Annotated in this window: 11 protein-coding genes and 1 tRNA gene; 5 read left to right on the forward strand and 7 right to left on the reverse strand. The window is 57.1% G+C overall.

Features of this window, described 5'->3' with window-relative positions:
• Positions 1 to 364 precede the first annotated feature (364 nt).
• On the reverse strand, positions 365 to 754 hold the full coding sequence (locus DNK50_RS24340) for a hypothetical protein (RefSeq protein WP_162633400.1): 390 nt from the start codon (positions 752 to 754) through the stop codon (positions 365 to 367).
• Positions 755 to 1558: 804 nt separating this feature from the next.
• On the opposite strand from DNK50_RS24340, the gene DNK50_RS24345 reads away from it, so the two are divergent.
• Together DNK50_RS24345 and DNK50_RS24355 are read left to right on the forward strand one after the other, a co-directional pair.
• Complete coding sequence (locus DNK50_RS24345; protein WP_112196471.1) at positions 1559 to 2200, forward strand: recombinase family protein; 642 nt, start codon at positions 1559 to 1561, stop codon at positions 2198 to 2200.
• Positions 2201 to 2915: 715 nt separating this feature from the next.
• Positions 2916 to 3839, forward strand: coding sequence for a ParB N-terminal domain-containing protein (locus DNK50_RS24355; protein ID WP_162633401.1), 924 nt, complete (start codon positions 2916 to 2918; stop codon positions 3837 to 3839).
• Between the two features lie 370 nt (positions 3840 to 4209).
• Here DNK50_RS24355 and DNK50_RS24360 read toward each other — a convergent pair whose 3' ends face one another.
• The 4 genes from DNK50_RS24360 to DNK50_RS24375 form a co-directional block, all read right to left on the reverse strand.
• A complete protein-coding gene (locus DNK50_RS24360; protein WP_112196474.1) occupies positions 4210 to 4428 on the reverse strand; it encodes a hypothetical protein in 219 nt (72 codons plus the stop codon).
• Between the two features lie 58 nt (positions 4429 to 4486).
• Positions 4487 to 5017 (reverse strand): UDP-N-acetylglucosamine acyltransferase, encoded by a 531-nt coding sequence (locus DNK50_RS24365; RefSeq protein WP_112196475.1) that lies wholly within the window; start codon positions 5015 to 5017, stop codon positions 4487 to 4489.
• A gap of 100 nt (positions 5018 to 5117) precedes the next feature.
• Complete coding sequence (locus tag DNK50_RS24370) at positions 5118 to 6842, reverse strand: site-specific integrase (RefSeq protein ID WP_162633402.1); 1725 nt, start codon at positions 6840 to 6842, stop codon at positions 5118 to 5120.
• 109 nt (positions 6843 to 6951) lie between these two features.
• Positions 6952 to 7041: transfer RNA gene (locus tag DNK50_RS24375), tRNA-Ser, on the reverse strand.
• A gap of 319 nt (positions 7042 to 7360) precedes the next feature.
• Here DNK50_RS24375 and DNK50_RS24380 point away from each other — a divergent pair.
• The 3 genes from DNK50_RS24380 to DNK50_RS24390 all read left to right on the forward strand — a co-directional run bounded on the left by DNK50_RS24380 (position 7361) and on the right by DNK50_RS24390 (position 10101).
• A complete protein-coding gene (locus tag DNK50_RS24380) occupies positions 7361 to 8053 on the forward strand; it encodes a crotonase/enoyl-CoA hydratase family protein (protein ID WP_032887461.1) in 693 nt (230 codons plus the stop codon).
• A gap of 212 nt (positions 8054 to 8265) precedes the next feature.
• Complete coding sequence (locus DNK50_RS24385) at positions 8266 to 8988, forward strand: 1-acylglycerol-3-phosphate O-acyltransferase (RefSeq protein WP_112196477.1); 723 nt, start codon at positions 8266 to 8268, stop codon at positions 8986 to 8988.
• Between the two features lie 141 nt (positions 8989 to 9129).
• Positions 9130 to 10101 (forward strand): magnesium and cobalt transport protein CorA, encoded by a 972-nt coding sequence (locus tag DNK50_RS24390; protein ID WP_099582735.1) that lies wholly within the window; start codon positions 9130 to 9132, stop codon positions 10099 to 10101.
• Here DNK50_RS24390 and DNK50_RS24395 read toward each other — a convergent pair.
• Entirely contained in the window at positions 10098 to 10811 is a 714-nt protein-coding gene (locus DNK50_RS24395; protein WP_112196478.1) for an amidotransferase, read from the reverse strand. The genes DNK50_RS24390 and DNK50_RS24395 overlap by 4 nt on opposite strands.
• 84 nt (positions 10812 to 10895) lie before the next feature.
• Positions 10896 to 13043, reverse strand: a complete 2148-nt coding sequence (locus DNK50_RS24400; protein WP_112196479.1) for a 3-hydroxyacyl-CoA dehydrogenase NAD-binding domain-containing protein — start codon at positions 13041 to 13043, stop codon at positions 10896 to 10898.
• Between the last annotated feature and the right edge of the window lie 13 nt (positions 13044 to 13056).

Raw genomic sequence — 13056 nt, forward strand, 5'->3', positions numbered from 1 at the left:
CCGATAATACTTTTAATACTTACAAGTTTAATTTAAGGGCGGCATAAAATTGTGATTATTGTGCATACAAGCATCAATGATGCCGCCTTCTTTTTATCAGTTTATCGCCAGCTTTCAATTCATCTGGCATGCGAAAGCGCAGAACGCTCGCGCATTTTATGCAATGTGAATATAGTAGTATTTAAAGTCATCAACACTTATAACAAATCTATGTGACGGTCACTGGCTCGAAACAGCACTGTACTTTCGATTCTACCAAAGACCTACAAAGCCCAACGTTTGCTGCGGTTCAACCCCAACCGATCATTCCAAATGTACGGATTCCGGGTACGTAAAAAAGCCAACGCCAAACCATCTGGAACAGCTAGTCACACGGAAATTCAAATTGCCAAACCATCTGCAAACTCAGCGAAACTGGGTTATTTAGGAACGTAATCTTCCCCTTTACATCTTTGTTGAGCTCAAAATTGTTCAACGCTTTCTTCAGTGACAATACGGCCATCAAACGCAGCTCCTCAGTCTGAAGATTCTGGTTTTCAGGAAAACAAATTACCGCCTGCTTCCCCATGGTCTGAGCCGCCAAAGACCCCATCCAGAAGGCCTCAGCCATCCCACTCAGGTACATTCGCGCAGCAGCAGCTTCTTGTCCTTCTTTGTCAAGCCAGTTGAGAGTCTTCTCAGTGGAAAGGAAAGCATGAGCCTGCTGGGCGATAAGTGTGAGTAGTAAAGCGACAAAAAACTGTTTCAGCATCATTTTCTTCCATGACTCACTGATTGAAGGTTTGCGGGAGCCAGGCGGGCTCCGTATGACTCCCGCCCTTTACACCCGTAGTATTAGCCCGTTCTAGCCAAGCTTCGGGCAGACAACATAAACACGCACCAGCTACAGACCTGCTCTAGAGCGAAGGGGGGGGATTCAGAAAGGAGGACGTACCCTATCGCGGACACGATGAAGCAAAGGAGCAAGGACGTTTCAGTTTTGGGGGATTTTAGCTTAGGCATACACACTCCACCTGCTTTGCAGGTATGGAAGCGTTACCGCACGACATGAGCGTCTGAAGGCGTTCCGCGTATGTGTATTTTCACCGCCCTGGTCCGTTCCTTGGAGCCCCAGCCCCATGGGCCGTGATTGACGTTAATGCCGTATGCCTTCAGGTGTCAATAGCTCCATGAGGGCTTCAAATTGGCGTGACGCCCCAGCTGTTTTTGGTCCAAAAAACCTGTGCGATCTTTAACTGTGTTGAGGCCATGTGATTCCCCCCTCCCGGGGGCCGCGACCATCGACCATTATGCCTTAGCTGACGCAGACTCGAACGGGGCCTATCTAAGCCTCGTGCTTACGGCTGTTGGCGGGCGCAGCTTCAGAATAAAGCAGAAATAACACGATAGAGGCTAGGCGCTGAACACGTTGAACGTGCGAACGTCACGCAGTCATTAGGGTATGCTTCAGCGGCAACGGCTGGAGGCCAGTCAAGGTGTTATCGTTTAGTTCGTGTTGACCATGTATACGACAACGCGCATAGTGACACCACTTCAACGACAACAAGGGCTGCCCGCCATGCTTATCCACGCCTACCTCCGCGCCAGTACAGCAGACCAGGACGCCAACCGCGCCAAGCAGCAACTGAAGGACTTCGCCGTCCAACACGGCCACTCCCGCGTCCTGTACTACACCGAGAACGTCAGCGGTGCATCGCTCCAACGTCCAGAGCTGTTCCGCCTCCTGGAGGTAGCCGAGCCGGGGGACGTCCTCTTGGTCGAGCAGGTTGACCGGCTATCACGCCTGACCGAAGGAGACTGGCAACAGCTCCTGACCATCATCAAGGCCAAGGGCGTTAAGGTCGTGTCTCTGGACTTGCCGACTTCGCACATGGCAATGGCCCCCACTACAACAAACAACGCCGCAGACGCCTTCACAGGGCGCGTCATAGAGGCCGTGAACGCCATGTTGCTGGACATGCTCGCCGCTGTTGCCAGGAAGGACTATGAAGACCGTATCAGGCGTCAACGCCAGGGCATCGAGAAGGCCAAGAAGGAGAAGCGCTATCAGGGCAAGTCCATCGACCAGGATAAGCACAAGCGCATACTGGCTTGTCTTACCAAGGGCATGAGCATCCGCGAAACAGCCGAGACCACCGGCACCAGCACATCCACCGTCATCCGGGCAAAGAAGTTGGATAAGGAGTCCGCGGGAGGTTAAAGCTGGAGGGGCAGCGTCTAGAGGGCACCCCCGAAGTTGTAGGCGTTTGGCTTTGCGGAACGCGGCGCACAGCACAGCACAGCACAGCACAGCACAGCACAGTAGAGGCCGCGTTCGAGACGGAAGTCAGGCCTTAATCCTTCCCCTCCCACATCCTTCGCAACCCCCATCCCTAACGGGTTTTGACTTGAATGGCGGTAATGGGGCCCGTCATAGACTAATGCACCGTGTTAGCCCTTCAAGCGGTCAAGGGCTATTAGTGCCCATCCTTGTATACCCCCTTGCTGGCATCCCGTCCGGCAGCACCTCAAACCCAACTCCTGCAAACCATGAACCCTGCCTGGAAAACCACGGCGGGGCTTTGGCGTTTGCTATCACAGGACTTCTATCCCATGAAACAACCCATGCGCCTTGTGCGCCTCAATCTACACCTACGTGCGGACCACCTTGACCGCCTTACCTCTCTTGCCACTGCTATCAGCAGGCGTAAAGGGCGCGACACACGGCTTGCTGAAGCCTTGGAGCTGGCCTTGGTAAGTGGCCTTACTTGGACCGACGCCGACATGCTCGACCTTCTCCCGCCAGACTGGGAGGCCCCTTACTGGAAGGCCCTCGGCCCCGTTGTGCGGAGTCGCTGAATATGACGGGACGACTTCAATCTATCCCCGTAACGGCTATCCGAACTAACCCGAAGCTCCAAAACAGAAACGTCGGGATGCAGAAGTTCAAGGAGCACAGCGACGCAAAGCGATACAAGCACCACGTTAACGACTTGGCACGGGACATCAGGACAAATGGGCAGCTAACGCCATTGACGGTAGTCGCTGCCGAAGAAGGCGGCTCCTATCACCTTGCCTCCGGCGCAGACCAAGCGCACTTTGTCCCCACATGCTACTGGCTGGTAGACGGGCACCACCGCTTGGAAGCACTGAAGAAGATTGGCAGCGATGCGGTCCAGGTAGAGGTTGTGCCTGGAAAAGGTTTTGCTGACGCACTGGATGCGGCCCGCTTAGCTAACCAACAGGTGGTCCAGTCTCTGTCACCGTTGGAACGCACGGAGAACGCCTGGACCGCATTAAACCTTGAGCGCGACACCTACCGCCGGATGAGCGTCAAGACGGCGGCAGCGACGTTCAGTGTTTCAGAGACCACCATCAAGCGGTTCCGTGACGCGGTACGACAAGAAGGTATTCAGTCACGGAAGATTGAGCCCAAAGCCCCACGGGATAAAGTTGAGCAGCAGCTCCAGGCTTACTGGAACAGGAAAAGTACGTGGGGGCGCTTCAGCATCATGCCTTGGCACGTGCTCAAGAGGGCGCGCAGGGAGCCGAATAACCCAATCAGCGCCGGGGCCGAGAAGCACCGGATCAAGATGGAGATTGCCCAGTTGCTGTTCGGCGAAGAAGGGCGACACGACCTCAAGCTCGTCGTTGCAGCGTTGATTGATATGGGTAGAGAAGCCGAACGGCCAGATGGCGCCGCGTACCTGGAGTCGAAGTACAAACCGAAGATATATCAGCCGGTGACGACGGACGACGACGCAGCCGAGAGTGACCACGTTGACTATCACCAGCTTGGACTGGAGGTCGCCCGTATGCGCGCTGAGGAGGTCGAATCCAGGGAACCTGGAGACTTCTAACGGGGGCTCCACAATAGGGGACCTGAGAGCTCTCAATGGGCTCACGGCCCCGACAACGCTGGGCCGGACAAGAATGGTCTAATTACCTTTTCTGTAGGGCCCAGCCCCTAGGGGGCTCCCTTCCCCCACGGGCATGGGATGCCCACTGCCCCACATATGGTGGTCGAACTTCGAGTACGCCAAGAAGCGGGAAGTTGGTTTTGCTTGGGTCGAGAGCGCCCCTAACAGTGTATTACTTGAGAAACAGAAGGTTTGGGCTGCCCAGGGGGTAATGGGGGACGCGGGCATGGACTGACAATGAAAAGCCAGCATAATCACCGGCCAGGGAGTGGGCTTGCGGGTCCGCCCCCCTGTCGTTTTAGCTGGAGCTTCAGTGCAGGACGGCGCGTGACTCTAAGTGGCGCTCCATGTAGGCCTGCATAACGTTGGACTTTTCAGCCACGACCAGCTCCAACTGGGCGGCTAATGCAGAATCCCCCGCCGCCTTCGCCATGTCATAGGTCTTCAAGGCTTCGCCGTATTCACGGCATAGCCGCTCCATTGCTTCACGGTGCGCATCGGCCTGTTTCTCATGTTCGGTTGTGTTCATGGCAACCTCCATTGCGCTTGCGTACGGCCCGAGTTACAGAGGAAGGTGGGCCATACGGCTAAAGCTTAGCCGCTGATAACGACTCAAGAAACTGAGCAATGTTTGCCTGCACCGAACGGTTGAGCGACTCCTTGAGACGTACCAGGCCGGAGAAGGCGTAACCCGGTGGGACAGTACCTTCGGTGTAGACCTCTTTTTCAAACAAGGTCTTCCCTGTGCGTCGGCTTACAACGCTGTAACGTGCCCTTGCCGGTGTGACCATAGTGATGCCGCCCGCAGGTGGATCTAGCTCCAGCACCTTGACGAAGATATTGACCTTTTCCGGGGCGTCATCATTGAAGATACCGGCCTTGTCTATTGCCTCTACCAACGACTTTTCCCACAAGATTGGAAACCCTTCCCCGTAGGTTGGGATGTCCCCTTTGATTTCACTCGGAAGGCCATAAGAGACCGATACGGCCTTTAGCTCCACTGGTTGCTGAGTCGTAGACCGCTGGACCCCCGGCACGGAAAAGTTGGTGGGGGGCGCGGACACGCAGCCGGTCAATACGGAGCCCAACAGCGCAAGCAGTGCAATGCGTTTAATCATGATGAAGTCCCTTTCAGAAGTGACGGATAGTAGCGCCCCTTTCAGTCCCGTACTACTCGGCGGCTTCGTTTGGTCCAGCGCTCGACCTTACCGTTGCGGGTCAAGGTAATGGCAATAACCCTGCTTCATGCGCCAGGCTCGGAAACTTTCGTAACTCCTCGGCCATCCGGGCGAGGGGCATACTTCCGTAAGACCTGCCAACGGTGCCTCCACTATGGCCTGTGATGGCTTCATGGACGTCATCGGGAATTCCCACCCCACGGCACAAGGTTTTGAATGCGTGTCGAAAACCGTGCATTGGGGCAGCTGGACTTTCAAGACCCACTACCTTCACCAGGTAAGGCCCCCAATGACGACCGAAAGACTGGCCGAACTTCCCTAGAGTGTCCTGTACCAACTTCGGAAACAGCTGACCCGACGACGACAAAGACTCCACGTAGGCGCCGAAGCCCAAGGCAAATAGATCAGCGTGGAGCGGAACATCCCTTCGGCTACTGGCGGTTTTGACACGTCGGCCATGTCCGTCATCAGCGTCGTCGTTCAGGATACTCAAGTAATTAAGCCCTTCTGGAGTCTGGCGCACGTCACGAACGTAGAGCTGGGCTAATTCATTCTGACGGGCACCTGTATACGCAGCTAGCAACGGCATCCAGTAAAGCGCTTGGCCAAGATCCGTAACCGGCGGTTTCCAGTCCGCGACGAATACAGGGCTAGACAGGATGGTCTTCAATTCATCTCGGCTGTAGTCTTTGCGACGACGACTGACACCTGCCTTAGTAATATCCCGTGCTACGCGCTTTGATACCCCAGAGTCGACAATTGGGTTCGTCTGAATCCAACCCATATCCTTCGCGAAAGTGAGGATCGACGACATGGCCCGAAGACGTTTCTTCGTGGTTGCCGGGCTAATACGTGGCAAGCCCTGGGCATCCGCTAACGCGATTTGCTCCAGCGCGGTCATCCCACGAATTCCCTCGCCCTTACTAACGGGAGTCCTGGCCAGCTTCAGCCTGTACTCCTGGGCCAGCTCGTTAGTGAAACTGGAAATTGGAATATCACCGAACAATTCAACGAAGTGTTGGACGATACCCCTATAGTCATTGAGCGTTGTGGCCGTAGCGGCTCCCTTGCTGGCAATACGGTCTGTTTTATAGGCCTCCCAAACAGCCAGAAGGGTGCGGCCCTCAATTTTGGTGACTGCCGCACGTTCGAAGGACAACGGTGCAACAGGAGCTATCACAGGGGAAGGAACATAACGCCCACTGGCCTCAATGCGCGCCAGGCAAAGCGTCGACAGATCACAAAGGTGGGACCAAAAGGCTTCGGCCAACTGCGCGTGCAAAGACGTTCCAACAGCCACAGGGGGCAGCTTGTGCGCTTCCAACATTGCAGCAATGAAAGGAGAAGTATGCCGGCTCAAATCGGCGGCGGAGTCAACGCTGACTTCGGACTGGAACGTACTGAAGTGCCGACCAATTGGCTCGCCGGTTCTTAAGTCTAGAGAGTCATCATCCGCCTCGACAAGCCAGCGCCAATACTCCCCAGTGGCTTCCAACTGCGACAGCTCCTCCCGAAACCAGCGGGCGGCTAACTGCTGAACGTCTGAAGCATCCAAACGCACGCTACCGTCATATATCCCCTGCGCAAGCGCGAATACCTGGGCACACTCCTCACTGACAGCGCGGGCCATACGGAGCGCAACGGCGGGGTCACGGGTGCTCAAGCTTCGCTTCCAGTCCACCTTGCCCACAACCGCAATAAGGTGCTTGGGAACCTTGCGTCGAAACTGATAAACCCCACGGGAATCCAGGGTAGGTCGGGTCATAGCTAAAACCATGCGGTGTACTCGTCCGGTGTACGCGTTTCGGGCGAGCTTTGTGGGAGCCAGACAGCAAAAAGCCCCGGAGCTGTTAACTACCGGGGCCTTGCGAATTTGGCGGTGAAGGAGAGATTCGAACTCTCGATACAATTTCTTGTATACACACTTTCCAGGCGTGCTCCTTAAGCCACTCGGACACTTCACCGTATCTCGTCAAACAAGTTCAGTCTGTCGAGGCGCGCTAATGTAGTCGAAAGCCTTTCTGATGGCAAAGGTTTTTTTGAGAATTTTCATGCGGTTAGGCAGTTATGCAGGAATGGTCCCGGTACAGGGCGGTGATTGTGCCAATCTCGGGCAGGGTTTTGATGGTCTAGGCTGGGTGCTGTGCCCTGTTGCAGGCCATTTGCGACCGGGGATGCGGGAAAAGGCTGACTGGCCAGTCAGTCACGGCGCTTTACCGGGGCGGGCGTGGTGGGTAACGTCTGCTGCATTCTTCTATAACAAGTCCTACAAGGAACCGCGTCATGAGTGAGTTGATTGCCTACCACCTCGAAGACGGTATTGCGACCCTGACCCTGAGCAACGGCAAGGTGAATGCCATTTCTCCGGATGTGGTCAGTGCGTTTAATACGGCGCTGGATCAGGCCGAGAAAGATCGGGCAGTGGTGGTGATCACCGGGACGCCGGGGATTTTGTCGGGTGGTTATGATTTGAAGGTGATGACGGCAGGCCCTAAAGAGGCCATCGGCCTGGTGACGTCGGGCTCGACGTTGGCGCGCCGCCTGTTGTCGCACCCCTTCCCGGTGATTGTGGCGTGCCCAGGGCATGCGGTGGCCAAGGGCGCGTTCCTGTTGCTGTCGGCGGATTACCGGATTGGTGTGGAGGGCCCGTTCAGCATCGGCCTGAATGAAGTGGCGATCGGCATGACCATGCACCACGCCGGGATCGAGCTGGCGCGTGATCGCCTGCGCAAATCGGCGTTCCACCGCTCGGTGATCAATGCCGAGATGTTTGACCCGCAGGGCGCATTGCAGGCCGGTTTCCTCGATAAGGTGGTGGCGCCTGAAGAGTTGCACGCGGCCGCACTGGAAGCGGCGCGCCAGTTGAAGAAGATCAATATGAACGCCCACAAGCACACTAAGCTGAAGGTGCGTAAGGCTCTGCTTGAAGCCTTGGACGATGCGATTATTCAGGATCAGGGGCACAACCTGAGCTAAATCCTACACCTGCCGTGCCAGAGCCCGACCTTGTGTCGGGCTTTTTCTTACACGTAAATCCGAAACGCCCTCAACCGCTCTAGCCAGCCAGTGTTGGCACATGTTGAAACATGCACTTAAACATCGCCTATCTCCGACCTCTACCCGGCTAATTGCCGAAGACAGTGCACATCCGTACACTGCGCCACCTTTTGTCCCGATAGGCCGTGTCGATGCTTTTTCTGCTGCGTATGTTGTTGATGAGCCTGCACTTTATGGTGGCGGGCGTGCTGGGGGTGCTGCTGGGTATCTGCCGGCCGTTCAACCCGGACAACAGTCGCCTGTGCGCGCGTTTATATGCACTGCCCGCAATGCGCATCTTGGGGCTGAACGTGACGGCCGATGTCGACTCGTTGCGCAACAAGCCCGGCACCTGTGTGGTGATCGCCAACCACCAGTCCAACTATGACCTGTTCGTGGTCGGCAATGTGGTGCCGTACCGCACGGTGTGTATCGCGAAAAAGAGCCTGAAATGGGTGCCGTTGTTCGGCCAGTTGTTCTGGCTGGCGGGCAATGTGTTGATTGACCGCGGCAATGCGCACAAGGCGCGTCGTGCGATGTTGACCACCACCCATACGCTGCAACACAAAGACACGTCGATCTGGGTGTTCCCGGAAGGCACGCGCAACCTGGGCAAGGGCCTGCTGCCCTTCAAGAAAGGCGCGTTTCACATGGCGATTGCGGCGGGCGTACCCATCGTGCAGGTGTGCGTCAGCAATTATGTTGTCCATATGAAGCTCAATCGCTGGAACAGTGGTGATGTGCTCATACGTTCGTTGCCGCCAGTTCCTACAGCCGGGCTGACGGTGGATGACGTCCCGGCGTTGATGCAGGCGTGTCAGGCGCAGATGGATGAATGTATTTCGCAGATGGATCGCGAAGTGCAATCCGCCTGAACACCGTTGAGGCGCGCTTCGCACCCCAGCACGGGCCAGCTCGCTCGCCACACAAAGCGCACCGCAACGGCGGCTACAACGGAACGTCATTCAGGCTAAGCTGCCCAACATCTGTCCTCCTAACAAGAAGTGATCAGCACCATGGGTAGAGTTGTTGCGGCCGCCGTCTACAGCGCCGGTAAGAAAGTCACTGATATCACCCTTGATGAAGGCGCCGCCTGGGCCGCCAAGCCCGGGCACTTTGTGTGGATCGGCCTGGAAGAGCCCGACGCGCAGGAGCTGGCCAACCTGCAACGCCAGTTCAACCTGCATGAACTGGCCATCGAAGACGCGCTGGAAAAACACAGCCGCCCCAAGCTCGAAACCTTCGGCGATGCGCTGTTTATCGTCACCTACTCACCGGTGCGCGAGAACGGCAAGCTGGAGTTTATCGAGACCCATATCTTTGCCGGCAATGGCTACATCATTACCGCACGCAATGGGCATTCGGCGTCCTACGGCTTTGTGCGCCAACGCTGTGAGGCACGGCCACTGTTGTTGGAGCACGGGGAAGATTTCGTACTGTATGCGTTGCTGGATTTCGTCACCGAAAACTACCAGCCGGTCAGCGAGGCGATCCACGCCGAGATCGATGAACTGGAGCGCAACGTGCTGTGCAGCTCATTGAGCGAGCGCGATATCCAGAAAATCCATGGCCTGCGCCGCGATGTGCTGCGGCTCAAGCGCCATGTGGCGCCGATGGTGGAGATCAGCCAGGAGTTGCAGAAGCTGAGTTTCCCGTTTATCGACAAGAACATGCGCCCGTACTTCCGTGATGTGCAGATCCACGTGACCCGGCAGATGGAAGACCTCACCACCCTGCGCGACATCGCCAGCCAGACCATCGAGATCGGTGTATTGCTGGAGGCGTCGCGCCAGAGCGTGGTACAGCGCAAGTTCGCGGCATGGGCGGCGATCCTGGCATTCCCCACCGCGGTGGCAGGGATTTATGGGATGAACTTCCAGAACATGCCCGAGCTGCAATGGCACTACGGCTATTTTGCGGTACTCGGGTTTATCGCGGTGGGGTGCACCAGCCTGTGGGCCAGTTTCAAACGCTCGGGCTGGCTTTAGGCTTTGTGCGCGACAAAGCGCATCATCCATTCCGCAACGGTGGCGCCGTGGTGGTCGCGCTCCAGGCTGGCGACGCCGTTCGTGTAGACCGTTTCACCCAGGGTTGTCTGAAGAATCTCCAGCAGTTCGCGGGAATAATCGTGGATAAACTCCGGGTGGCCCTGGAAGCACAGCACCTGGTCGCCGATGTGGTAAGCGGCGAACGGGCAAAAATCGCTGGAAGCGATCACCGTGGCATTGTCCGGCAAGGTGGTGACCTGATCCTGATGACTGATCAGCAGCGTCAACTCGGGCACCTCAGGGCTCATCCACGGGGCCTTGGCGTCGAGTTTGTAGTCGTGGATGCCCATGCCCCAGCCTTTGCTGGCGCGCTCGGTCTTGCCGCCCAGCAGCAATGCCAACAACTGGTGGCCGAAGCAGATGCCGAGTAATTTGTCGCCACGCTCATAGCGCTTCAGCAGGTAGGTCTTGAGGATCTGGATCCAGGGGTCGGTGCCGAAGGAGTCGGCCTTGCTGCCCGTCACGAGGTAGGCGTCAAACACCTCGTCGTCTGACGGGTATTCGCCCTGCACCACGTTGTAGACCACAAATTCGGCGGCAATCGGCTGCTTGGAGAACAGGCGCTTGAACATCTGCCCGTAACCTTGGTACTGATCGATCAAACCTGGACGCAGGATATCGGTTTCCAGGATGCAGACGCGTAGCGACATAAAAAATACCTGACACGGCGATGGGAATATTGAACACCCAGAGCCTGCCTTGAAACACCCCTTCAAGGCAAGCCCCTCCCTTGATCACCGAAACACTTCACCCCTCGCCGCTTTCTCCAGCAACAACACCGGCGGCGCAAACCGCTCACCGTACTGTTCAGCCAAGTAGCGCGCCCTGGCAATGAAATCATTCAAACCGTACTGATTGATAAACTGCAACGCGCCGCCGCTCCACGCCGCGAAACCAATCCCAAAGATAGAACCGACGTTGGCATCAGCCGTGGACATCAACACGCCCTCCTCCACGCAGCGCACGGTTTCGATGGCCTGGATAAACAGCAATCGGTCGCGCACATCCTGCGCTGAAATCCGCTGGCCCGGCCGTTCAAAGCGGTGTTTCAACTCAGGCCACAAGTACTTCTGCCCTCCTGCGGGGTATTCGTAAAAACCGCCTCCCGCCGCCTTGCCTGTGCGCTTGTACTCATTCACCAACAGATCGATGACCGCCGTTGCCGGATGCCCAGGCACCGACTTACCTTCGGCTTGCAGATCCTTCGCCGCCTGCTGTCGGATATGGCTCATCAGGCTGAGGGACACTTCATCGGAAACCGCCAGCGGCCCCACCGGCATACCGGCCTTGCGCGCCTCGGTCTCGATCATCGGCGCAGCCACACCTTCACCCAGCATGGTGATGCCCTCGTTGGTGAACGTGCCAAACACCCGCGACGTGAAAAAGCCGCGACTGTCGTTGACCACAATCGGAGTCTTCTTGATTTGCATGACGAAATCGAACCCTCGGGCCAGGGTTTCGTCCGAGGTCTGCGCGCCCTTGATGATTTCTACCAGGTGCATCTTGTCCACCGGGCTGAAGAAATGCAGGCCGATAAATCTGCCTTGATCCGGCACGGCCTTGGCCAGGCCGCTGATGGGCAAGGTGGAGGTATTGGAGGCGATTACCGCATCGGCGCCGACCACGCCCTGGGCGGCGGCTGACACCTTGGCCTTGAGTTCGCGGTCTTCAAAGACGGCCTCGATGATCAGGTCGCAGCCTGCCAAATCAGCATCCGAATCCGTAGGATAAATCCGCGCCAAAGTGGTTTCCCGCTGCTCGGCGGTCAATTGCCCACGGCCAACCTGCTTGTCCAGCAGCGCGGCCGAGTGAGCCTTGCCCTTCTCGGCGGCAGCAAGGTGGATGTCCTTGAGCACCACCTCGATCCCTGCGCAGGCGCTGACATAGGCGATTCCCGCCCCCATCATCCCGGCGCCCAGCACACCCACTTTACGAGTCACATAAGGTGCAAAGCCCTGGGGCCGCGAGCGGCCGGCGTTGATGTCATTGAGCTGGAACCAGAAGGTGCCGATCATGTTTTTCGCCACTTGCCCGGTGACCAGCTCGGTGAAGTAACGGGTTTCGATCAGGTGTGCGGTGTCGAAGTCCACCTGGGCGCCTTCAACGGCGGCACAGAGGATTTTCTCCGGGGCCGGGAAACAGCCGTTGGTTTTACTGCGCAGGATCGACGGTGCAATCGCCAGCATCTGCGCGACTTTTGGGTTCGAGGGTGTGCCGCCGGGAATCTGGTACGCCTTATTGTCCCAGGGTTGTTTAGCCTCTGGATTGCCGAGAATCCAGGCGCGGGACTTGGCCAGCAGCTCATCGCGGCCCACCGCCAACTCGTTGATCAACCCGGCCAGCAGCGCCTGTTGCGGCCGTACTTTTTTACCTTCCAGCAAATACGGCAGAGCTTTTTCCAATCCCAGCATGCGCACCATACGCACCACGCCACCGCCGCCCGGCAGCAAGCCCAGGGTGACTTCCGGCAAGCCAAGCTGCACCGATGTGTCGTCCAGCGCGACGCGGTAATGACACGCCAGGCAAATCTCCCAGCCGCCGCCCAGGGCTGCACCATTGATTGCAGCCACCACCGGCTTGCCGAGGGTTTCCAGGCGGCGCAGTTGTGCTTTGAGCAGTTGCACGTTGTCGTAGAAATCCTTGGCGTGGGCCTTGTCGACCTTGATCAGTTCATTGAGGTCACCGCCGGCGAAAAAGGTCTTCTTGGCCGAGGTGATAATTACACCGGCAATGTGGTCCTTTTCCGACTCCAGGCGCAGGACCGTGGCGGCCATGGCCTCGCGGTAAACACTGTTCATGGTGTTGGCGCTCTGGCCTGGCATGTCGAGGGTCAGCACCACGATCCGGTCCTGGCCTTTTTCGTAACGAATGGCATCGGTCATCAGAAATTCCTTA

The sequence above is a fragment of the Pseudomonas sp. LG1E9 genome (assembly GCF_003290225.1).
GTDB lineage: Bacteria > Pseudomonadota > Gammaproteobacteria > Pseudomonadales > Pseudomonadaceae > Aquipseudomonas > Aquipseudomonas cyclaminis.

What these genes read in the sequence shown, in the direction of transcription:
- DNK50_RS24345 (WP_112196471.1), top strand. Translation starts at nt 1,559, where the DNA reads ATGCTTATCCACGCCTACCTCCGCGCCAGTACAGCAGACCAGGACGCC.
- DNK50_RS24340 (WP_162633400.1), bottom strand. Translation starts at nt 754, where the DNA reads ATGATGCTGAAACAGTTTTTTGTCGCTTTACTACTCACACTTATCGCC.
- DNK50_RS24365 (WP_112196475.1), bottom strand. Translation starts at nt 5,017, where the DNA reads ATGATTAAACGCATTGCACTGCTTGCGCTGTTGGGCTCCGTATTGACC.
- DNK50_RS24400 (WP_112196479.1), bottom strand. Translation starts at nt 13,043, where the DNA reads ATGACCGATGCCATTCGTTACGAAAAAGGCCAGGACCGGATCGTGGTG.
- DNK50_RS24390 (WP_099582735.1), top strand. Translation starts at nt 9,130, where the DNA reads ATGGGTAGAGTTGTTGCGGCCGCCGTCTACAGCGCCGGTAAGAAAGTC.
- DNK50_RS24370 (WP_162633402.1), bottom strand. Translation starts at nt 6,842, where the DNA reads ATGACCCGACCTACCCTGGATTCCCGTGGGGTTTATCAGTTTCGACGC.
- DNK50_RS24380 (WP_032887461.1), top strand. Translation starts at nt 7,361, where the DNA reads ATGAGTGAGTTGATTGCCTACCACCTCGAAGACGGTATTGCGACCCTG.
- DNK50_RS24360 (WP_112196474.1), bottom strand. Translation starts at nt 4,428, where the DNA reads ATGAACACAACCGAACATGAGAAACAGGCCGATGCGCACCGTGAAGCA.
- DNK50_RS24355 (WP_162633401.1), top strand. Translation starts at nt 2,916, where the DNA reads ATGCAGAAGTTCAAGGAGCACAGCGACGCAAAGCGATACAAGCACCAC.
- DNK50_RS24385 (WP_112196477.1), top strand. Translation starts at nt 8,266, where the DNA reads ATGCTTTTTCTGCTGCGTATGTTGTTGATGAGCCTGCACTTTATGGTG.
- DNK50_RS24395 (WP_112196478.1), bottom strand. Translation starts at nt 10,811, where the DNA reads ATGTCGCTACGCGTCTGCATCCTGGAAACCGATATCCTGCGTCCAGGT.